Source organism: Desulfobacterales bacterium (genome assembly GCA_028704555.1).
Taxonomy (GTDB): Bacteria; Desulfobacterota; Desulfobacteria; order Desulfobacterales; family JAQWFD01; genus JAQWFD01.
Window position 1 is genome coordinate 22,135 of the sequence record JAQWFD010000036.1, and the last position, 21,082, is coordinate 43,216.

At 43.8% G+C, this 21,082-nt stretch carries 20 protein-coding genes; all 20 read left to right on the top strand.

From position 1 onward, the window contains the following. Positions 1–78 precede the first annotated feature (78 nt). Positions 79–387, top strand: a complete 309-nt coding sequence (locus tag PHQ97_12600) for a hypothetical protein (GenBank protein MDD4393573.1) — start codon at positions 79–81, stop codon at positions 385–387. Beyond that, entirely contained in the window at positions 384–1,010 is a 627-nt protein-coding gene (locus tag PHQ97_12605; GenBank protein MDD4393574.1) for a DUF3987 domain-containing protein, read from the top strand. Before PHQ97_12600 ends, PHQ97_12605 begins: the two co-directional genes overlap by 4 nt. Further along, entirely contained in the window at positions 994–3,420 is a 2,427-nt protein-coding gene (locus PHQ97_12610) for a DUF3987 domain-containing protein (protein ID MDD4393575.1), read from the top strand. The genes PHQ97_12605 and PHQ97_12610 overlap by 17 nt, the downstream gene beginning before the upstream one ends. Beyond that, positions 3,407–3,895: a hypothetical protein gene (locus PHQ97_12615; protein MDD4393576.1), complete on the top strand. Its 489-nt coding sequence runs from the start codon at positions 3,407–3,409 to the stop codon at positions 3,893–3,895. The genes PHQ97_12610 and PHQ97_12615 overlap by 14 nt, the downstream gene beginning before the upstream one ends. Further along, complete coding sequence (locus PHQ97_12620) at positions 3,892–5,268, top strand: DEAD/DEAH box helicase (protein MDD4393577.1); 1,377 nt, start codon at positions 3,892–3,894, stop codon at positions 5,266–5,268. The genes PHQ97_12615 and PHQ97_12620 overlap by 4 nt, the downstream gene beginning before the upstream one ends. Positions 5,269–6,003: 735 nt before the next feature. Continuing rightward, a complete protein-coding gene (locus tag PHQ97_12625) occupies positions 6,004–6,159 on the top strand; it encodes a hypothetical protein (GenBank protein MDD4393578.1) in 156 nt (51 codons plus the stop codon). 108 nt (positions 6,160–6,267) lie between these two features. Then, positions 6,268–6,861 carry a tyrosine-type recombinase/integrase gene (locus PHQ97_12630; protein ID MDD4393579.1) on the top strand — a complete coding sequence of 198 codons (594 nt, stop codon included), beginning with the start codon at positions 6,268–6,270 and terminating at the stop codon, positions 6,859–6,861. Between the two features lie 534 nt (positions 6,862–7,395). After that, entirely contained in the window at positions 7,396–8,613 is a 1,218-nt protein-coding gene (locus PHQ97_12635) for an IS91 family transposase (protein MDD4393580.1), read from the top strand. A gap of 216 nt (positions 8,614–8,829) precedes the next feature. Further along, positions 8,830–13,074 (top strand): hypothetical protein, encoded by a 4,245-nt coding sequence (locus PHQ97_12640; protein MDD4393581.1) that lies wholly within the window; start codon positions 8,830–8,832, stop codon positions 13,072–13,074. A gap of 25 nt (positions 13,075–13,099) precedes the next feature. Next, entirely contained in the window at positions 13,100–13,393 is a 294-nt protein-coding gene (locus PHQ97_12645) for a hypothetical protein (GenBank protein ID MDD4393582.1), read from the top strand. Between the two features lie 311 nt (positions 13,394–13,704). After that, the gene (locus PHQ97_12650) at positions 13,705–14,289 is read left to right on the top strand and encodes a hypothetical protein (protein MDD4393583.1); all 585 of its coding nucleotides are present in this window, start codon (positions 13,705–13,707) and stop codon (positions 14,287–14,289) included. Positions 14,290–14,456: 167 nt separating this feature from the next. Then, positions 14,457–14,882 carry a hypothetical protein gene (locus PHQ97_12655; GenBank protein ID MDD4393584.1) on the top strand — a complete coding sequence of 142 codons (426 nt, stop codon included), beginning with the start codon at positions 14,457–14,459 and terminating at the stop codon, positions 14,880–14,882. A 213-nt stretch (positions 14,883–15,095) separates the two neighbouring features. Next, the gene (locus PHQ97_12660) at positions 15,096–15,725 is read left to right on the top strand and encodes a hypothetical protein (protein ID MDD4393585.1); all 630 of its coding nucleotides are present in this window, start codon (positions 15,096–15,098) and stop codon (positions 15,723–15,725) included. A gap of 56 nt (positions 15,726–15,781) precedes the next feature. Further along, entirely contained in the window at positions 15,782–16,258 is a 477-nt protein-coding gene (locus PHQ97_12665; GenBank protein ID MDD4393586.1) for a hypothetical protein, read from the top strand. 46 nt (positions 16,259–16,304) lie between these two features. Further along, positions 16,305–17,273, top strand: a complete 969-nt coding sequence (locus tag PHQ97_12670; GenBank protein ID MDD4393587.1) for a hypothetical protein — start codon at positions 16,305–16,307, stop codon at positions 17,271–17,273. Then, the gene (locus PHQ97_12675; protein ID MDD4393588.1) at positions 17,254–17,580 is read left to right on the top strand and encodes a hypothetical protein; all 327 of its coding nucleotides are present in this window, start codon (positions 17,254–17,256) and stop codon (positions 17,578–17,580) included. The genes PHQ97_12670 and PHQ97_12675 overlap by 20 nt, the downstream gene beginning before the upstream one ends. A 109-nt stretch (positions 17,581–17,689) precedes the next feature. Continuing rightward, positions 17,690–18,100 carry a hypothetical protein gene (locus tag PHQ97_12680; GenBank protein ID MDD4393589.1) on the top strand — a complete coding sequence of 137 codons (411 nt, stop codon included), beginning with the start codon at positions 17,690–17,692 and terminating at the stop codon, positions 18,098–18,100. A 117-nt stretch (positions 18,101–18,217) separates the two neighbouring features. Continuing rightward, positions 18,218–19,159, top strand: coding sequence for a hypothetical protein (locus PHQ97_12685; GenBank protein ID MDD4393590.1), 942 nt, complete (start codon positions 18,218–18,220; stop codon positions 19,157–19,159). Positions 19,160–19,300: 141 nt separating this feature from the next. Further along, positions 19,301–20,155 (top strand): hypothetical protein, encoded by an 855-nt coding sequence (locus PHQ97_12690; GenBank protein ID MDD4393591.1) that lies wholly within the window; start codon positions 19,301–19,303, stop codon positions 20,153–20,155. Next, a complete protein-coding gene (locus PHQ97_12695; protein MDD4393592.1) occupies positions 20,152–20,592 on the top strand; it encodes a hypothetical protein in 441 nt (146 codons plus the stop codon). The genes PHQ97_12690 and PHQ97_12695 overlap by 4 nt, the downstream gene beginning before the upstream one ends. The last annotated feature ends 490 nt before the right edge of the window (positions 20,593–21,082 follow it).

Consider the following 21,082-nt stretch of genomic DNA (forward strand, 5'->3'; position numbering starts at 1 on the left):
TTAAAACGGAACGCAAGATCACAAAGCAACATTGTGATGCTTGCGTTTTTTTATGTCTATTAATGGGAGAAAAGATCCATGAACGAAGAAATTTTACAAAAATTGCAGACAGACCTTGAAAAGCGGTTCCCGTTTGGGATTCCCCGGAAAAAACTTACAGAGGCCACCGGCGAAGTTCTGCATGGACGAACCGAGGCCAACAAGGATTCCCTTGGATGTGGTATCGAGGGTCGGTACATGATTGGGAACCAGGTGATCTACCCTGTCCAAAGCGTTATTCATAGAATCAGAACGAAACTCCACCCTGCCATAGCTGATAAAATCCAGAAGACCGAAGCAGCGGAAACTTTAAAGCCTACTCCTAAATTCCCTGGAGGGAAAAAATGAAACTTGTCAATCCAGATAAGAGGCCGGGCAAAAACATTCCCGAACCCATCCAGCCGGGTGGACTTTACACAACGGATTACACAATTGAGGCCCTTTTCCGAGATCAGCCACTTAATGCGGGTACCATGATTATCAATGATGAGGCATCGGTTTTTTTTGATGGTCAAAATCAGTATAAATCTGGGGGCAAGGGCACAGACCGGCAGGGAATGTTAAAATTATATGATGGCAAACGGGCACGAAAAATAAGGGTCAAGGATACCCTTACCCTGGAAGGTTCCAGAATCAATATTGCAGGGGGAACACAGCCATCAGTATTTAAAAGAGTGTTCAATGGTGATGGGAATATTTTCAATATGGTTAACGAGCTTAATCTCGACATGTTCGCGGAAATGTGGTCTGCGCCATTTGTAGCGCGTAAGGAAGTCGGAAAATTCAGCGGTGGGATCCTCAACCCCCGGACATTGGCAAATGCAGACAGTCTTGGCGCCGGCCCAGAAGGCCGGATAAAAATCGGGAATACGGTTGCCTATCCGACGAAAAGTCTGGTCCGTTATATGAAAAAGCGCGCAAGACTTGTCCCTCCAAAAAATAATGGAGGCGTCCGTGAAAGTAACTCCTGATCCAGCGATGATTATCGCAGCGCTCGACAGCAGCGAAATCATTTCCTCCTTACGGGCGGCGATGCTGAAAAACGGGATCAGCTGCCAAACTGAAATCATACCGGATGGCGAACTCCACAGGTTCAAGCCAGAGGGCCGCAAGAATTCTGATGCCTGGTATTGTCTTCACCTGGACGGAATCCCGGCGGGATCTTTCGGGGACTGGAGGGCCGAGCAGTCCTTTACCTGGTGCGCGAAATCCCAAAGTAAAATGACACAGACTGAATGTGCCGAGTACACCCGGCACATCGAAGCTCAGAAGCAAGCGCGGGATGCCGAGAAAAAAAAAATTCACGGAAAAGCCCGACAGGAAGCCTTGAAGGTCTGGGAATCAGCTAAGCCAGCAACAGCAGACAACCCATATCTGAAAAGAAAACAGGTTCAGCCTCATGGCGTCAAGGTCGATGAGCAAGGGCGGCTTGTGGTTCCCGCCAGGGATGCGAACGGCACCATTCACACAATAGAGAGGATCACGCCAGACGGTGTAAAGCGCTTCCTTCTTGGTGGTGCAAAGCAGGGAAATTTCTTTGAGATCCCGGGCAGCACCGAAACCGTTTACATCGCTGAAGGATTCTCAACCGGGGCCACTATCCACCAGGCAACAGGGCACCATACCGTTTGCGCTCTCGATTGCGGGAACCTGAAACCAGTTGCCGAGGTGATCCGGGAAAAACACCCTAATTCAAAGATTATTCTTGCAGCCGATGACGACCAATGGAAGCCAAACAATTCGGGACTGACAGCTGCACGAGCGGCGGCGGATGCTATTGGGGCGCGGATGGTAAGCCCGAAGTTCAAGGACATTTCCAGCAAGCCGACAGATTTCAATGATCTTGCTTACCTGGAGGGCATCGATGCCGTGAAAAAGCAGCTGGCAGAAGCACGCCATACGATCCAGCCGCCGATTGATTTATGGTCAAAAAATAAGGGCGGCGGGCCGTTTCCCGTGAATGCTTTCCCTGAAAATATCAGGGCCGCAATACTTGAGTACCAAGCTTATGGACAACAACCTTTATCCTTGGTCGCATGTTCTGCCTTGGCTGCCCTGTCGCTTGTGTGTCAGGGATTTGCAGATGTTGGGCGAGACACAGCATTAACAGGGCCGTTATCCCTAAATTTAATAATTCTTGGTGTGTCCGGGGAACGTAAAACGGCGAGTGACAAACACTTTAAAACACCTATTTCAGAATGGCTTGAGTTATTCCGGGAGCGCAGCCGGGCGGAAGTTGCCGAAAGCGAGGCCAAGCATGAAGCATGGGCCGCAAAGTGCAAGGGGCTATCTGAAAGTTTAAAGACAGCAACCAAGGCCGGGAAACCCACAGCCAAACTTGAGGCTGAATTTAAAAATTTATATCAAGAAAAACCTCAACTAAAAAAAATGCCTGAAATATTTTATGGGGATACTAACCCGGCGAGCCTGGGGGCCGACTTATCACAAGGCTATCCGAGCGCGTCGATATGGTCCGATGAGGCGGGTTCAGTTGTTGGCGGTAATGGTTTTCAAGCGGAAACCAGGCTGCTTTTCTTGTCGATGCTTAATAAATTATGGGACGGGGGTGGCTACCGAAACAGCCGAAGAACAACGGAAAACATTGATATCCAGGGGCGGCGGTTGTCCTGTTCGCTTATGATGCAGCCAGCAGTTATCGAAGAACTATTAAGCGGTCAAAAAGGTATTGCGCGCGGTATCGGCATGCTGGCGCGGTATCTAATCTCTTATCCCATTTCTACCATTGGGCAGCGACCATATAAAGAGCCACCGGATACATGGCCTATGAGCAAGCCTTTTTTTAGAAGGATTGAAACTCTATTGAATATGCCCTTACCCATGGATGAGTTGGGCCGTCTGGTTCTTCCAATTTTAAAGCTATCCACAGATGCAAAACAAAAATGGATTAAATTCCACGATGCCATTGAGGTTGAGCTAGGGCCGGAAGGTATCTTTCATGAGGTGCCGGACTTTGGGGCCAAAATAGCAGAGAATGCAGCGAGGCTGTCAGGACTCTTTCATATTTTTTTACACGGAGCCACCGGCAGCATATCATCAGAGGTTATGGAAAGCGCGGCCAGGATTGCGCTATGGTTTCTCAGAGAGTCGAAGCGGGTATTTGGCCTTATAGACCAGACCCAAGAAGAACGAGACGCCAAGACACTTCTGCAATGGTTAATTGATCGGGAATACCAAGACAAGGAAATAGCCCCGGCAGATTTACTGAGATACGGGCCTAACAGCCTACGGAAAAAACAGCGCAGGGATGGAGCTGTTAATCTCTTACGTGATAATTTTTGGTTAATTGAATTTAACGAAACCAGAACAACATACTACCGGCTGAACCCGGAAGCAGGGAGATGTTTCAATGAGCTATCTTGACGAGTTGGAAACAAAAAATACCTTTTTTAAACCCTCTGCTACTGCTATTCCCGCTATTTCCGCTATTAATGAACAAAAGCAAAGAGTTACGGTTGCGAATGAGTTGCTATTGCCTGCTATTTTGGATAAACAGGCCACTGCTTCCGCAGAGAATAGCAAAAAAATAGCAGCCCGTAGCAACGGAATAGCAGATTCGCAAATTAGTCAAGGCATTGGATTTATTGCAAATAGTGATAACAATAGCGGAAATAGCGGAAATAGCGGTAGCAAGGATAATAAAAACAACCAAGGGGACACCTATCGCCCACGATGTTTGGGAACCAGCTGCCAATTTTGCCGGTACGAACAAAAGGACATTATCTTTTTATGGTGTGACAAGGTTGGCGGGCCGGTTATTGATTTACCGAGGTGCCCTCTTGGTTTTTGGGAAAAGGACGAGAAGGGCTTCCCGATACCGGACCGGAGCAGAACATGAAAATCAGAATTTCAAACCATTTAGAGTTGGCAGAGATTCCGGATTCCCTGCCCCACGCGATCCGGGAAAAGCTGACTCTTACAAATCCGAAATGGATCGAAAATGACCGGCGCGGGTTCAGCAACTATCAAACGCCGAGACTCCTCAGGTTTTACACAGCACTTTCCCATGGTGGCTTGATTGTTCCGAGAGGATTCGGCCGGCAGCTGGTTAATCTATGCCGAGCCTATGGCGTAAGTCCAATTTATGTGGATCAGCGGCGAGTCCTATCAGAGGTTGACTTCACCTTTTCAGCACAGCTCAGGCCGTACCAGACAACAGCAGTCCAAGATATGCTCAAACATACGCAAGGAGTTCTATCAGCACCGACGGGGAGCGGTAAAACGATCATGGCTCTGAAGATTATAGCGGAACGGAGGCAGCCCTGCTTGATAGTGGTACACACCCGGGAGCTTCTGAACCAATGGCGGGACCGGATTGTTTCTTTTCTTGGTGTCCCAAAAGACGAGATCGGGATCATCGGCGGCGGCAAGAAAAAGATCGGGGGCAGGATCACGGTGGGGCTTGTTCAATCATTATACAAATGTGCCGCTGAAGTATCCGATAGGTTCGGCCATGTGGTGGTGGATGAGTGCCACAGAACGCCGAGCCGGACGTTTACCGAATGCGTAACCTCCTTTGACTGTAAATATCTGACCGGGTTATCTGCTACCTGCTACCGACGGGACAAGCTCAGTCGTTTAATATTTTTATCCTTGGGCGATATATGCCACAAGATTGAGCCCGGGACGCTTCAGAAAACGGGCGATGTGTTACGGGCCGAGATCGTAACCCGGGAGACAGATTTTAGAACTGACCTGAATCCTTCAGTGGAATACAGCAAGATGTTATCGGAGCTTTGCGCGGATGCCGAAAGGAATAACCTGATTGCCTCTGATGTAGCGCGGGAGACGCGCAAAGCTGAAGGCGTGTGTCTTGTACTGTCCGACCGTAAAACGCATTGTGAAACGCTTCAATCTATTCTGGCGGATGATTTCCGCACACCGTCAACAGTTCTGACCGGGGGCCTGTCCACGAAGAAACGGGCAGAGATCATCAAACAGTTGAATGCAGGCAATATCAAGGTGTTGATAAGCACGACATCCCTATTATCTGAAGGTTTTGACTGTCAAAGCCTGACAACGCTTTTCATGGCGACCCCGATTCGATTTTCCGGGAGAGTCATCCAGTGTGCGGGGCGAGTCCTCAGACCGGCACCAGGCAAAACCAAGGCGCGGGTATTCGATTATATTGATACAAACATCGGGCCGCTTCGAGCATCGGCAACGGCACGGCGTTACACATACGAGAAACATGGTATTCAGGCAGCATGACAACAATAAAAAGGGGCAAAGACCAGGGGCTTTCTAAGCTACAGCGATTTATCATATCCGAAGCGTACCTGAATGGCATTGTTAAAAATGCCGATATTTTAATCAAATGGTACAAGTTTAAACCTGCATATGCATATCGGGCGATCAAGTTTAGTCGGGCCCAGATTGGCGTAAAAAAATACTCGGCTGCATCGGTTGCTGTGTCCCGGTCACTAACCAGGCTTCGGGGAAGGGGGTTGATGATACGGAGCTCTATGTGTGGTCATAGATTGTCGGCAAAAGGGGTTCAGGCGGTTAAAAGATATCAGGGCAACGGTTAATTTCTGGCCTCCGTAAAGGGCTGAGGCTAAGACGAGGCAAACCTCATGCCTTAAACAGGGGGATAAAACTCCCGTGAGCTCAAACCCGTCCCAGCTTTAAAACGACCAGCTCAGCGGCTAAATATCAGGGCTTCATGACATTGTTCATATGGTGGCAAGGCTTTTATATAAAATGCTGATATGAGGATTTTAGAGGGCTTAATGGGCTTGTGGCTGGATATCAAGATATGTAGGGTTTGATAGGGCTTGTGGCTGCATACAAAACCCATGAGATATTGAGTTTTGTTGGTATTCTAATGTGAGGATTCTCCCCTTTGAAAAGATCGGCACAAAATGGCGCCGATTAATTAGGATTCAAATCCGGTTTAAATTTTAATTACCCTGAATGGGGGTATTTAAGGGAAAAAGGTAAATCATGAAAAAAAATGAGGAAGATACCAGGGCAGAATTTGACACAGACAATTTTGATTTTATCGAAAAAGACAATTTTATATTTGAGGAAAAAAATTCTGAATGTGTACTTTTACATAAAACTACACATTCGCAGAAAACCCAAGAAGCCCATGGATAGATACTCTTAACGGCTTTTACCCGATTTTTTATTTTATCCTTGTTTTTTAATGTGTAGTTTATCATAGTATTTGGCATAAACTACACATTCATATTAAAGGAGGCTTTAATGGCAGCAAACAGGAATGGGATAAAAAAAGGAACAAAAGTCCGGGTTGAACCAGTCAGGAAAATTCAAGATATCAAATCAATCGGCAAACTATTAAAATCTGAACCACGTAATTTGTTGTTGTGGGTACTTGGTATCAATAACGGGTTGAGATGCTCCGATTTAGTACCACTCAAAGTTCACCAGTTGAAAGACCTGAAAGCCGGGGAGTTTTTCCATATTACGGAACGGAAGACCGGCAAGCAGAATATTCTCATTGTTAATAAATCAGTTCGGAAAGTCTTGGATTTTTATCTTGAGCAGATCAAACCGGATGCAGATGATTACATTTTCAGTTCACGGAAAGGCAGCCATATGTCCTCACAGTCCACAGGTAGATTGATTAAAGGCTGGACAAAGGCAATCAACCTGTCGGGCAATTATGGCAGCCATACCCTGCGTAAGACCTGGGCTTATCAGCAGCGGGTTAAATTTCATGTTCCGATTGAAATCATAACCAAACGGTTGAATCATAGTAACCCGGCAGTTACCATGCGTTATGTCGGCATTGAAGACAAAGAGGTGTGTGACGTGTTGTTAAATGAAATTGGGTAATCAATCTTAGCACCTTTCCTGAGATGTCCGTTTCATATCTGTCATCATTCCTGAATTTATTCAATTTTGAACACTGGCAAGGTATCTCAACACGCTTTGAAGTCCATACTCCCGGGAAAAAGTTGAAAAAAGACATTCTCCCTTGCAAATTGCCCATCTTGTTTATACTATCCCTATCGTGAGAAAATAACAGCACCTCAGTTCTACAGTATTTTGTCCATTATTCCAGTTCATCTGATCTCGAAATATTTTTTACTTTACATCTGTACTCGATTTGTCTGCAGCTGGTTTTTCATGCAGGACAATGGATAAAACACAATTCGTGAATAGTTATACGGTTTCCGGTTATCATTCCGGAATGAGTGTTATCCAGTTAGAAATTAACATGATTTGGCCGGAAATTAGTCGGAAAGAATTTCTGGGTTGTGTAGTTAAACAGAAACTGCTTAATAACTTGTTCAAGTAAGAATAAATTCAGGATAGTGTATAATATTAAATAGTTATGTCTATTTCGTGTCGTTTTGGTGGTCAATTATGAAAGAAATATGCACTACTGACGAGCATTCCAACCATAAAGAAGTAGCCGATATTTTTCGTTGCTATGGTGAAGAATATCGTTCCCAGAACGGCATGACTAAAAAGCAGCATGAAGTTATGTATGCGATTGAGCACTGTCGGACATCTCATTACGGTTACCATGTAGACAAGTGTGATGCCTGCGGGCATATTGAAGACGATTTTAATTCCTGTCGTGATCGACATTGTCCCAAATGCCAGGGCATAAACCGGCGCAAATGGGTTGAAGCCAGGCTTGAAGATATTCTCCCGGTTCCATACTATCACGCCGTTTTTACACTGCCGCATCTTCTTAACGCCCTCATTTCATACAACAGGGCTCTTATATATGACCTTCTGTTTTCTACTGCGGCAGAAACGCTTCTGACATTCGGACGAGACCCGAAGTGGTTGGGCGGAGAACTCGGATTTTACGGAATACTGCATTCTTGGGGTCAGAGCATGTGGCCGCATTTGCACGTTCACTTTATTGTACCCGGAGGGGCATTGAGTGATGATGATCGCTGGCTTACACCAAGGTATCAGAGCAAGTTTTTGTTTCCGGTCCGTGCCTTGTCTAAAGTCTTTCGGGGTAAATTCATAGAGGGGTTAAAAACAGCATACGCTGATAAAAAAATCGTCTTTCCTGATGACCTTTCTCATTTGCGGGAAAAATTTCATTTTGAACGCTGGATCGATGATCTCGTCTGCCGCAACTGGATTGTGTATTGCAAGACGCCATTTCGAGATGCCGAGCAGGTGGTGCGATACATCGGTCGTTACACCCACCGGGTGGCCATCAGCAATCAACGGATTATCGATGTAAATAACGGGCGTGTTCTGTTCCGCTACAAGGATTACAAGGCCAGTAGATTTACATGGAAGGAAATGGATTTAAGCGCATCGGAGTTTATCCGCCGGTTTCTTTCTCATGTTCTGCCAAAAGGGTTTCATAAGATTCGCCATTACGGATTTTTAGCGAACGGCCGATGCAAGAAGATGGTCTCTCATATCAGAGGGGTATTGCACTGCGATACCGTCGATAAGAATAATACGAAGTCGGAGAAAACCCATAAACAATGCCCCGAATGTAAAAAAGGCCGGATGGTTCCATGGTTTATAAAAGATGGGTTTGGGCGGATTGTCTGTCTCAGTAATATTAAAATGAATTGTGGCGTTTTGCCCGACACTTCATAGCCGGTCATAAAACCGCTATGTACTTTTCACCATATATAATGTCAGTAGACTTGAACCAAACGTTCAAGCTGACAAACTGGCTGCTTCGGATAATTTGCAGGATTACATCACTGAGAGATCTCAAAGTAAATTGCTTTTATTTTTTTTACCCGTTTGCAGCTTAACTTGGCGTTGGGCCTTAATTGATAAATGTTAAACTATGAGTAGGTGGAAAAGGTGACAGAAATAGATTTCAGGCTGATTGCGCCTCGTTGTGGTGGACAGCGTGAGGCGTTTGAAGAGCTTTGCTGCCAACTTGCCCGTCGCACAATTCCAAGCGATGCCGCATTTATCCGTCTTCATGGTGCCGGAGGCGATGGCGGTGTAGAATGTTTTGCAGATTATTCAGATGGCCGGGTTGGCTGGCAAGCGAAATGTGTATTTGACATAGGGTCTCTCCTCACACAAGCCACTGGATCACTGACCACCGCTCTAAATATTCACCCTGCGCTGACAAGATACTTTGTCTGTTTCCCTTTCGATCTGACAGGCCCAACGGGCAGAAAAGGTCTGAGTGCCCAGGAGAAATTCGACAACTGGCGAAAAAGTCATGAGCAGAAAGCCAAAGCGGAAGGTCGCCAACTCGATATTGTTGCTTGGCCTGCATCCAGGCTTATAGAATTGCTGTTGGAACATGATGTACATGGAGGTGTTCGAGAGTATTTCTTTAATCAGACAATCTTAACAAACGAATGGTTTTTAGAGCATCTTGGAGTTGCAAATAAAACTGCCGGCCCACGATACACGCCCGCATTAAATGTTAAAACGGATTTGTGGAAATGGTTTGCAGCGTTTGGTCGAACAGCCACATGGTCGAATGAGTTTAAAGGCAAGATCCTTGCGTGCCGGAAAGCTAATGAAAACTTGGTTGCCGCATTAAACAGAAGTGATTCTGATTCGATGTCACCAGCATGGCCGGAGACCTCACGTGACCAGATACAGACCTTAATAGCAGATACCGGGGGACTTCTAAACGAATGTGATAGTCTTGCCACAATTGGCGATGAAGATCTCTACAAATGCTCTGTTGATAAACTTAGTAACCTTTTGGACCGCTTTAAGTCGGTTGAATCAAATTTAATTAAAGACCTTGAAACACAACACGGTGAGGGAAAAGCTGACTCACCTGGTTTTCGCCAATTCATGGCAGAATACATGGTTTCTTTTCCTGCTGCCAATTTGGACTACACACGAGAAGCGATTGTCGTGCTAACGGAGCTACATGAGTGGCTTCTTTCGCCCTCTTGCTTCCTCGCGTATAATACGGTGTTTGTGATATCAGGTATTGCGGGATCTGGAAAGACACACGGGGTATGCGATGCTGCCGACTATCGCTTTAGTGATAATCTCCTTTCGTGTATATGTTTTGGGCATGAATTTAGAGGTGAGCCTGATCCTTGGACAAGGATTTTGGAAACTCTTGGACTCCCTGTCACACTTGGAATGAATGGCTTTCTTGATGCATTGAACGCAGCTGGTAAAGCATCTGGCTCGCTACTCATTTTAAATATTGACGCGATAAATGAAACCCGCCCCTTGCGATACTGGCGAGATCGTATATCCGCAGTCTCACAAGCAATTCAGCGCAGGCAGTATTTGCGGCTTTGCGTAACCTGCAGAACTTCATTTCTATCGTATTGCCTTCCTGAAAACCATAATCTGCCTATCATAGAGCACACAGGATTTTCGGGCATCGAACGGGACGCATGTCAGGCGTTTTTTCGCCATTACGACCTCGAACCACCGATCTCACCTATCCTACAACCCGAATTATCCAACCCCCTCTACCTTCGGCTGGTCTGCGAAACTTTGCGTTCACGTGGCCTCCGGCGTATGCCATCAGGCTGGCACGGATTAGCACCAACCATTCGGGCATTCCTTGACGAAAAAGAACGACAGTTTGCAACAGAATATGAGACCAGCGAGGGCGCAAAGATTGTAAGTGGATGTCTTATGGCAATCGTGCGCGCAATAGTTGACATAGGGGAGTCATCACTTTCATGGTCCCAAGCACAAAGGTTAATCTCTGACGTGCGACCCCAAGCCAGCACATTGCCTGTTCTTGATTGGCTCGTGCGTGCAGACTTGCTGGTGGAGGATGCTCCATCCACTGATACTCTGTTTGGTGATGAAAGTGTTGTTCGACCAGCGTTTGAGCGACTAGGAGATTTTCTAATCGCAGCAGAGTTGCTGGAAAGAAGTAACCAAAAGGGCCTTGTTGTGGAGTGCCAGCCCGGAGGAGTGCTCCACAGTTTGTTTGGGGATCATGATGCTCTGGAACAGCATAGCGGTGTCCTTGCTGCGCTTTCTATCCTCGCTTCAGAGCAAAATCCTGGAGTTGAACTCCCAAATTTTGTTGATGATGCTTCAATACGAAACTCACTAATACGAATTGTGGTTCGATCATTTCCTTCAAGAGATCCCAGATCCTTCACTGCCAGGTCAGGAGTACTGATTCGGGAAGCACTGGCTTGGGAGGATTTCTCCTTTGAAGCCATGGACTCCTTGCTTGCCATATCATGGCAACCTTCTTTTATTGACGCAATATGGTTTGACGCGCTTTTAAAAGAGCAACCTTTGGCCAAACGTGACGCCTATTGGTGTGGATATCTTCACGACCGATTTGAATCAAAAAGCACGGTCCGACGCTTGATAAATGCTGCATTTGAACTGCCTTTGGAGCAGCTTGAACATGAGACCGCAGAACGATGGTGTACGGTACTCCTATGGTTTACCGCAGCCGCTGATCGTCGAGTAAAAGACTCGGCAACACGGGCTTCGATTGCAATTCTAACTGCCAAGCCACGAATATTACCGAACGTTTTGCAACGGTTGCTTTTTAGTGATGATGACAAGGTTCGAGAGCGAACTCTTCTGTGTTGCTACGGCGCATTGATTCTTTCTAAAGATGTCAACATGTTACAACATGCCACGGCATCATTACAGGAAGCTTACCGGTCTGAACCTAAAGCATTTGAGAATGCGTTGATCCGCGATCTGATTAGATGCATCAGCGAAGCGGCCAGCGAACTTAACGCTCTCCCTCAAAACTGTGATCCTCTATTGACGATGCAACCGATAGATTCAGAATGGCCTCAGGTGTTACCCTCTGATGATCAGATAGAAGCTTGGGGCAAGCTATTACGTTTCAGACCAAATGAATTTTTCAGTGATTTCTTTAAGTATTCGATGAACTGCCTTCGTCCTTGGGTACACGCTTTCTCCAAGAAAGATATGGGTGCATGGATCCTCCAAAGAATAGCCCGTGACTTCGGCTATGAAGGTTCTGGATGTGAAGGATACGATGGCTATATGCTTGGCAAACATGGAGGTGGTAGGGCCAAGCCAAGTTGGGCTGAAAGAATCGGAAAGAAATATCAGTGGATTGGAATGTATCATTTGGCTTCGAGGCTACATGATCACATAGAGAGGAATCAAGACAGTTGGACACCGGCACCGTTACGAACACCTTTCATCCTACTTGAGGAACGGAAGCTCGATCCCACGCTGCCTTGTCGAATTGTTCGTCGTGACAGAAATTCTGATGCCTGGTGGATGGGTGACTCAGCAAACCTTCAAATCGGGGAGCAGCTGTCGGATGAAGATTGGGTCAACATAGATAGGGACTTACCTTCATTAGAGAAATTGCTATCAGTGAAAGAATATGGCGGTCAGCGATGGCTATTGCTTGTCAGTTATCCTGCTTGGGATGATCGACCCGAGGATGTTGGCTGGGATGAGCAATATCGTCAAGTGTGGATGCATATTGAAAGTCATCTTGTTGCAAAAGATGATTTCAAAATTGGCTATGAATGCATTCACCGCAGGAATTTTTTTGGTCAATGGATGAAACAAGGTGCCTCATGGCTTTATGGTTTTGCTGGTGAATATCCTTGGGCCACTCCCTTTAACATTGAGCGAGATGAGTATCATAGCACAGGTGGTTTTGGCCATAAGCTTCCTGTCATTTATACTCCTGCTTGGAATGAGCTTGCAGTGGAATGGGAATATGATGCAACTCTCGATGAAAATTTTCATATGCTGGTACCTGCCCGTGTCTTTTTCTCACCCTCTGATCTTTGGTGGAATGGTAAAGATGGTTACAAAATTAAGAATGGAAAAGACGTGTTTCGTGATATATCGGTTTTAGACGCCGGTCCAAGAACCTTAATTGCGGATTTAGACGATCTTTTAGAACGACTCGACAGACTTGGGCTTAGACTTATATGGACTATTCTTGGTGAAAAGTGGATATTGGGAGGGTCGCATGATAATCCAACACCGACTCGTACCTTTAGCCAGATTGCTGGGTTGAATGAAGACGGTTCGGTTCAGATAGGAGATCGTGTGTTTTTCGATGACTATGACAAGGATACTGGCCCAACCAAAGCTTCCAGCCGACGCAAAAAGCCGCGCGGCTGAAGCTTGGCGTAAAGAGAGAATGTTCATGGCAACCCTCGAAGAAGCAATGAAAGAGGCTCGGAAAAATAGTCGTGTTTGTCCTCAGCCTATGCGATGGCAGGAACTATATGAAATGTTGCCTGATAAAAGACGAAAGGGTGGTGGGTGGGAACCTGCGCTTCCATTAATTCTGGCAGCTTGGTGGGATACGTCAGCGCTTCAAAAAAAGGTGCGCTTTTGTGAACATATAAAATGGGCTTCAGCGCATGGTGACCTTGATATAGTGTACAGGTTTATTGTTGAATTGACAGAGAGTGAATGGCATCACATTGGTGAATAAAAAATGATAATAGGTGCGCCATGGACGAGGCAGAGGCAAATAAAATAGCTCATGAATTCCTCTGTGAAAATATAGAGATTGAACAATGCGCTGATCCACCGGACGGGCTGTATGCGTTCAATCGATCAAAGGAATTTTTATTTAGGTTTCGGTTAGTTGGACATTCATCGATCGGCAGTGCCGAATATATTGCTGTATCTAAAGAAACTAGAGCAGTACGTTACCTCGGTTTTCATGGCGAGTAAAAAAAATGCGTCCAACATGTCACTGGTGCGGAAGCAAAGTTCTGCGTTGGGCTCACGAGGAAGACCATGGGCAAAATCATCTACACGCCGTTCCTGAATTACTTGCGCATAGCAGTTGATGCGCAAGATAAACTGGTGCGTTACATCCAAGCAGCAGGAAAGACCTCACTTGACACAGACAGCTTTGAGGATACAGCGGACGGTCAAGCGACCATCGTGGTTTTATACACAATCATCGCCTTGGAGTGCTACATCTACAACTACGCCGCTCGAAAGCTTGGCGAGAGCTTCTCCAAGAAACACGTTGACTCAATGCGACACCACACAAAATGGATGCTTGTCCCGAAATTGGCTACTGGGAAAGGAATACCTGCCGATCACAAGGCTATCGCTCTTCTTCAGAAGCTTATCGCTGCCCGAAACGACATCGTTCATGCTAAGGCGGTTAACATTTCACCTGACAGGTGGAACCAGCAGAAAGAGCGGATCATCTCCGAGAATTGGTCAATTATTGACGCAGCCCTGAACGCTTTTCGATGCATTGGCGAACTCGGCTCCATACTTAGCGACATCGATCCTGATGAACCGAGCGCTAAGTTTCTATCTCAGTTCCTGGAATTCCCCAATCTGTCATTGGAGGTCAGGTTGTAAAAAAGGGCAGACCAAGCCCAACAACCGGCTCCATTGGACCGCAAAAGCAGGGTGGCTGTACGTTTTTCGAAAGCATCATTTAATTTTTCTCTGGTTAAGACCCAGTCCCTTTTGCGGCCCATGAGCCGGAGCGTTATGGCAAATACAAACTAAGGGAGGTTCTGCACATGAAAACTCAAGCTCAGGTTTTGCTCTTGCTTGTCGCGATGGCACTTATTTTTTGTCCGAGTGTATATGCTGAATCTTTAACTACTGCACAGATTAAACAAATAGAAGAAATCGCAATGGCTATCGCATCACAGCACAATGCAAACTCAGAAGCACTCTTAGACGACATGACTGTTTCTACGCGAGCCGTTGCGATTTCAAGGAATGTTAAGTTTTTGTATGTACTGCGGGTTAAAAAAGGGCTTTCACCTTCAGAGTTGAAAGAATATTCAGATGAGTTACGCCGTGAGATATTGCCAAACGCATGCTTTCAAAATGCAAATAACCCTGCCTTCGATCGGGGCCTTTTTTATACGTTCATATACAAAAATACTTATGGTGAAAAGCTTGCTGAGATAGTTGTCAGTAAAGAAACCTGTAGATAACGATAATGCTCAAGTCAAGAAACAAGGAGGCATGGTGAAGAAAGCTGCAAAGTTGAGGCTATTCGGTGGTGCGGTTCTCATTTTTAATTTGTGGCTTATTGGCCAATACAATCTTTCGGGTATCCCAATTTTACTTCTCACATTCGGCTTTGCAATTGGATTCGTACTGTTGGTAGTCCGTCCATCATTGAAATAAAAAGAGGATATGAAAAAATGAGTTGGTTCAAAATATATTTAGGTCGCCACCAAATCAAGTTTCATTATCTTTTTTTTTTACTCTTGTTAATTTCTCCAACGTCGATTTGGGCTCAATTACAAGAAGAAAACTCTAACTTTTGGCCTGTGTACCGAAACAATCAAACAGGCTTTCGAATTAGCTATCCCCCCTCTTGGGTAGTTGTCCAACCAAAAGGCCGAAATATAAAATTTTCTGTAAACCCTCCCGATGGGCCTGGGAACTGTAATGTCTTAGCGCGAGTTAATCCAGAAATTAGCGATATGAGCCAAGATGAGCTAAACCGTATAATAGAATCGCTCCCCCAAGACCAAGATGCCTGGGCAGAATACATTGGCCTGCCGAGTTCCCAAGTCCGTGTGATCGAAAGCCGGATCGCTAATATAATTGATATTCCAGCTCTAATTGGTGTTATCGAAACAAATTTAGAAGCCCTTGAAGGAAAGTATTTGCGAAAACAAATTGTCGTTTTGACTTTTACTTCAAGTACAATTTGGTCATTGAATTGCGGTGCGTCATCATTCAGTGCAGATGAAACAAGATCTCGATTTAATATTTTAAAGCCGAGCTTTAATAAAATTCTTGGTTCGTTTATGCTTTTACGTTAAAGCCCTAACATCGGCATTACGGGCGTTATGGCTCACAATACAATTGAGGTGAATCAGTGAAAGATGCAATTATTGCTGGCGTAATTTCAGGGTTCATGTCCCCGTTAATACTTGCTTGGCTGCGTCACAAAATTATATGGAAAGCGCAAAAAAGAGATGAAATAAAAATGAACGCATTCATTGATACACTGACCGCCTTGAGTTCACTTGAAACAGATGCTTTGGATACTGAACTTCAATCAAATAAAAAGTCCTACAAAGGGCGCACACGTATAGTTGAATTTCGTCCAGAGACAATCATTGTAAAGGAAAGAGCCCGTGGGATGGTTAGGGCATTCTTTTCAAAAGAGACTTTTGAAAAGGTTGATAAAGCAATGAGAGAAGAGGTCTCAATTGAGAATGTCCCAAATATTGATTTCGAGGAAAGCCGCATATTAGCAATTTCAGCGTTGGCTTCAGAATTAGGGATTAATTACAACTTGTGGAAAGCCATAACCCGTCACTTCACCGGACCCAAAAAGCCGGGCCGGTGAGTTTGTCGTTATACGCCATACCTAAAATGAATGATGGGGTAACTTCATGAACATAAGAGAACGCTTTATAGAAATTTTGGGGGAATATTGGTGGGCACTTTTAATCTTTGTTGGTATCGGTTATTTTTTTACAGATATACCGATTTTTAAATACATAGTATACATTATTGCAATTCCGTTCGCTTTAATGATTTTTCTACCGTTTATAATTCAGTTATTTTCCCCTGCTTTTGTTTTAGTGTCGTCTTTAATAGAGCATTTTAGAGAAGCTGAAAGCATGCCTTTTGGTAAAAAATATATTTTTATACCTATGGCTTTGGTTTCTGCCATCTCTTTTTCAACGGCTCAAATGATACTTTCTATTTGGGTTTTTATATTGAGTTTTGTAATTTGGGCCTCTGTAATAGGATTTTTCTGGACATTTCTTTTAACCTTTCTTTTTGGATTAGGGCCTATAGCTATTCTATCTGCTCCATTTTTAGTTTGGTACAAGGAAGGATTTGCTCTTTTTATAGGAACTGGCTTTTTCCTTTTGATGACTTTGTTTTGTTTTGGATTTTCAAAATTGGCTTTTTCTGAGGATTATTCATCTACCCCTGAGGATTTTCTGGGCTATTCACCACAAATATTTTTACTTGGTGCGCTCTCATTTCAAGTTATTGCATTACCTTTCTACCAGTTCAAACTGTTTAACGTTGGGGATATGGTTTCGGATTTAGGCGGTGCTATATTTTTGATTTTAGCTTTAATTTCTGCATTCAAATGGAGATCGCTAAAAAAGAAACTTTCTATAGAAGAGAAGGAATATTTATATAAACCTTCAGTTTGGGTTTATATTTTTGGATTCTTTTTTACAAATATTCTCTATGCAGTATTTCAAAAATTTGAAGCACCAACAGCAGTTATTTTCTGGCTTAACGCCTTCTTTATAGTAGCCTTAATAGGCAGATTTTTTGGACTTTTCCACCGTAAGCCAAAAGTCCAAGAGGTTGAGTATGAAAGTGAACAAGAATAAAAACGTTGCGATTATTATTTCTGTTGTTTTTCTCTTTTTGGCTATGATTGAGGGGTGGCCTTATGGATTTTTTACGTTGCTTCGCTTGGTCGTTTTTGGAACAACAGTTTATCTTTCTTGGTTAGCGCATAGAAGCGAAAGACAAGTTTGGACTTGGACTTTTGGTTTTATTTCACTTGTCTTTAATCCTTTAATTCTTTTACATTTGGGTAGGGATTTATGGATGGTGGTTGATTTATTAGCTGCAGTTTTTTTGATTATTTCTATTTTCGCTTTCAAACTACCAATGGCATTCAAGATGAAATGATATGGTACGGCAGAGGCGTATAACAAATCACTGCACCCGACCAAAAAGCTGGCGCTTTTTGGCAGGTGAGTTCTATCGTTAGGGGAGCATCCACAATAGGAGGTATTACATGGGTTTACTTGATGGTTTTGAGAAATTAATTAACGAACACGGCTCTGCGGTCATACTCAAGGAGCGCATTGCTCTGGCGAATGACAAGTATTCGGCTCTTGAAGTGGAGGTAAATGCTCTCCGCTCTGAGAATGAGACACTTCGTCGCGATAACGGCAAGCTTAAAGAGACGGTACGAGTACTCGAAGAAAAACTCTCTCACAATAATGATCCATTCAAGTTTGATGAAAAAACCGGAACATTTATTAATTCCGCTGACGGTCTACGCTATTGCGCAAAATGCAAAGCAAAAAACAATTTGTCCCCATTAAAAAATGGCTCTTATGGTTGGGAGTGTCCTGTTTGCGATTCCAAATTTTCCGATCCAGAGAGACCAAGGGCTATGGGCGTACGTGTGTCACGTGCATAAGTACAAGCCCCTAACCCTTCGCTACAGCCGATCGCGCGCCCATGGCGCGCTCCGGCTAAGCTTTTCGTTAGGCGACTTGGCAGAGAACTGTCCTAGGGAAAATTGGAGGATAAAATAATGAAAAATATTTTAATCGTTTTAATCCTGATTTCGAGTACTATTGCCTATGCCGGTGATCCATATGTTAAGACGTTTTATAAAGGAAAAAATTGGACAGTATTGGAGGTGGGGATAAATGGAGAAAGCAAGCAGTGCGCGCTTAGGTCTTTACCGTTTTATCTTGATAATGGCAAAAATCCAAAATATGGAACTACCTATCTAAAAATAAGTTACCCAAGCGACAATGTCACATTTTCTGGTGAAAATATTGGGGCATATTTCAAAATAAGCAAGCGAGCTATGTTGCAAGTCGATAATGGAGAGAAAATCGCTATAATCCCGGAAACACCTATGCCAGGCAAGAGCATTGTTGACAATATGATGAAAGGGATGACTGCAAAAATAACAATAGATTTTGGAGGCGGCCCCCTCGACATTCATACGTTCTCACTCTTAGGTTTTACAAAGGCATACAATATGTTGCAAGATTGCGCCGGTACACCGTCAGGCCCGGCAAAAGATGATCTTCCACCTCAAGGCGCTCGTGTAACTTTGAATATAGATTTATTCCTCATGAGTGGATTTGCGAAACAATATGGGATCACTAAACAGGATGGGTGGGCATTAAGAGATGGTTCATACAACAACGAGTTATCGGTTTCTCGTCTTCAAGAGACTACGTTGTCAGCTAGCACTAAAGGATCAAATATAGTCGACGCTGGAGTAATGTTTCGAGGAACGACCAGTCTTGATAGCTCGAAAATGTCGTTTGTATTAGAACTTCTCAAAACTTTCGATCCGAGTATTGCGCAATTAAGTGGAATAAGAGACGGTCTATCGAAGAGCCTATATAGAAGAGTTTCCCAGATCGATCTCGCACCTGCACATACTTACGGAAAGCTGCAAGTGCGAGCCGCTAACGTGGCTGGAACTGCTGTCATATCTATCGAACTTCAGTGACCTGTTCGCAAAGGCGTTACCGAAATTGATTTGAAATGAATGCCTAACAAGACAAATTAACTCGGATGCAAATTCCGCTGCGCTCCATTTGCACCGGTTATTTGCAGCGTTCTGCATATAGAACATTGGAGTTAAATCATTATGGTCAAGGCAAAACAGATAGCATTCAATTTATATCGATATCAAATTTTACCTGTTTCTCAGCATTTTCAAGTTGGTATGTTCGGCGGGTTCAAAAGCATCGAAGAGCTTAAAAAGAATAAGAATTCCATTCTTACGAAAATATTCAGAAAAATAAATACATTTTCCTATTCGCGAGGTTCTATTATCCACAAAAAACTATCGGATAGAGACGACATTCTAATTTTAAAGATCGGAGTTGAGCGAGATCTAAAAAGAAAAACTAAGGAGTTCGAGATTGAAGATATCGAAAATTGGGAACCATCTTTGGTTGCAATTAACAATCGTTCGGATGTTCAAAAATGCCTCATTCAGCAATATGCTGGTTTTCAGGATACAAAGACCTTAGCAAAATTACTTGAAGATAATTTTAATAAGCATTTGAAAGAATATCAGCTGTCTATTTCTTTTCAACCGATTTACGAAAAAAATTATTTTTGGTCCCTCATTGAAAAGTATGAAGGCAAAATAACCCAGATTGATTTTGAGCTAATTTCGCCGAACATGTCTAATATATCTGACGGTCTTAAACTTGATTTGGGAGCGCTGAATAGAAGTACAAACACTAAGACGACGCATTTACAGTTAAATAGCCATAAAAGCTCCTCCTTAACACCGAGCAAAGAGGATGAGCTTGTTCATAGCCTTGTAGAATACTCTGCACAAGGTGGTGGCGATATTTCTATGAGAGCAAAAGGTGTTAAAAAGCGAATCCATACCTCCAAAGGTATTAACGAAATTAGTGTTGATGAAATAGTAATTGAAGGTGCAACGAATGAAAACTTAGTTGGAATATTTAAGGATTTAATGAAATGAAAAAAGTGATAATGATGGCATGCACTTTTTTCGTTGCAGGTGCGATAATAAATGGGATTTCGGTTTTGCTGAAAAGCCCTTTTATTTGTACGTTTTTAGAACAAAATCTAATTCTTATTTTGGTTGCCATTCTGGCTATAAATACAACAACATTAAGCGTAATTCTCACAAAAATGCGTGAAATTGCTGATAAAAATGCAGAAGCTGATTTTAAAAATACTCGGAAATCCATGCGTCAATCAACAATTGAACATTTATGCTTAATTGGCATCGCTGCCATTGTTCAAATTTTAAAAGGTAGTCCGGTTGTTTGCGCTTCTTTTAAACCGTCTGAGTTTATATTCGAGGCGATTTTAATTGGCATCTTCATTTATTCTATTCAAATTTTATATGATACTGCTCAAAGCGTTTACGTAATTCTGGACTATGGCCATTAAATTGTTAATCGCTATCCACCTAACAATTTCCCCCCCCCAATTGCAGATACCTGCTATATATGCCAAGTTAACTCCTAAGCCAGACATCCGGTTGTATCCATTTCATATCTGGCCTTATTCCAAAATTCATCCTATCGGTTCTAAATAACCATACGTAAATATAATGATCTTTGACCCGCTTCAAAACGAAGCCGTCAGCGTATTACAACAGTGATTTTATGCCATGGTCCATACAAGCGTATGCCTTTTAAATAAAGCCCAATATAGGCCATTTGGTGGGCTTTACGGACAGATGTCGCAACGCGTAGGGGTAACGGGCTTTTTTTGACAATTTAGATGATTTTTACCCGGATGATTGCGAGGGTATCAGGTGTCAATTACTTTGTCCGGTTCGCGTCAATTATCTTGGCCGGTTTTTTTGCTTAAAAATGATTTTCGAACGAGTGGATTTCGATTGCTTTATGCCGTTAATAACTATGCCCCATTCGGT

Coding starts and splice junctions, on each gene's coding strand:
- PHQ97_12600 (MDD4393573.1), top strand. CDS start 79: ATGAACGAAGAAATTTTACAAAAATTGCAGACAGACCTTGAAAAGCGG.
- PHQ97_12605 (MDD4393574.1), top strand. CDS start 384: ATGAAACTTGTCAATCCAGATAAGAGGCCGGGCAAAAACATTCCCGAA.
- PHQ97_12615 (MDD4393576.1), top strand. CDS start 3,407: ATGAGCTATCTTGACGAGTTGGAAACAAAAAATACCTTTTTTAAACCC.
- PHQ97_12620 (MDD4393577.1), top strand. CDS start 3,892: ATGAAAATCAGAATTTCAAACCATTTAGAGTTGGCAGAGATTCCGGAT.
- PHQ97_12625 (MDD4393578.1), top strand. CDS start 6,004: ATGAAAAAAAATGAGGAAGATACCAGGGCAGAATTTGACACAGACAAT.
- PHQ97_12630 (MDD4393579.1), top strand. CDS start 6,268: ATGGCAGCAAACAGGAATGGGATAAAAAAAGGAACAAAAGTCCGGGTT.
- PHQ97_12635 (MDD4393580.1), top strand. CDS start 7,396: ATGAAAGAAATATGCACTACTGACGAGCATTCCAACCATAAAGAAGTA.
- PHQ97_12645 (MDD4393582.1), top strand. CDS start 13,100: ATGGCAACCCTCGAAGAAGCAATGAAAGAGGCTCGGAAAAATAGTCGT.
- PHQ97_12650 (MDD4393583.1), top strand. CDS start 13,705: ATGGGCAAAATCATCTACACGCCGTTCCTGAATTACTTGCGCATAGCA.
- PHQ97_12655 (MDD4393584.1), top strand. CDS start 14,457: ATGAAAACTCAAGCTCAGGTTTTGCTCTTGCTTGTCGCGATGGCACTT.
- PHQ97_12660 (MDD4393585.1), top strand. CDS start 15,096: ATGAGTTGGTTCAAAATATATTTAGGTCGCCACCAAATCAAGTTTCAT.
- PHQ97_12670 (MDD4393587.1), top strand. CDS start 16,305: ATGAACATAAGAGAACGCTTTATAGAAATTTTGGGGGAATATTGGTGG.
- PHQ97_12675 (MDD4393588.1), top strand. CDS start 17,254: ATGAAAGTGAACAAGAATAAAAACGTTGCGATTATTATTTCTGTTGTT.
- PHQ97_12680 (MDD4393589.1), top strand. CDS start 17,690: ATGGGTTTACTTGATGGTTTTGAGAAATTAATTAACGAACACGGCTCT.
- PHQ97_12685 (MDD4393590.1), top strand. CDS start 18,218: ATGAAAAATATTTTAATCGTTTTAATCCTGATTTCGAGTACTATTGCC.
- PHQ97_12690 (MDD4393591.1), top strand. CDS start 19,301: ATGGTCAAGGCAAAACAGATAGCATTCAATTTATATCGATATCAAATT.
- PHQ97_12695 (MDD4393592.1), top strand. CDS start 20,152: ATGAAAAAAGTGATAATGATGGCATGCACTTTTTTCGTTGCAGGTGCG.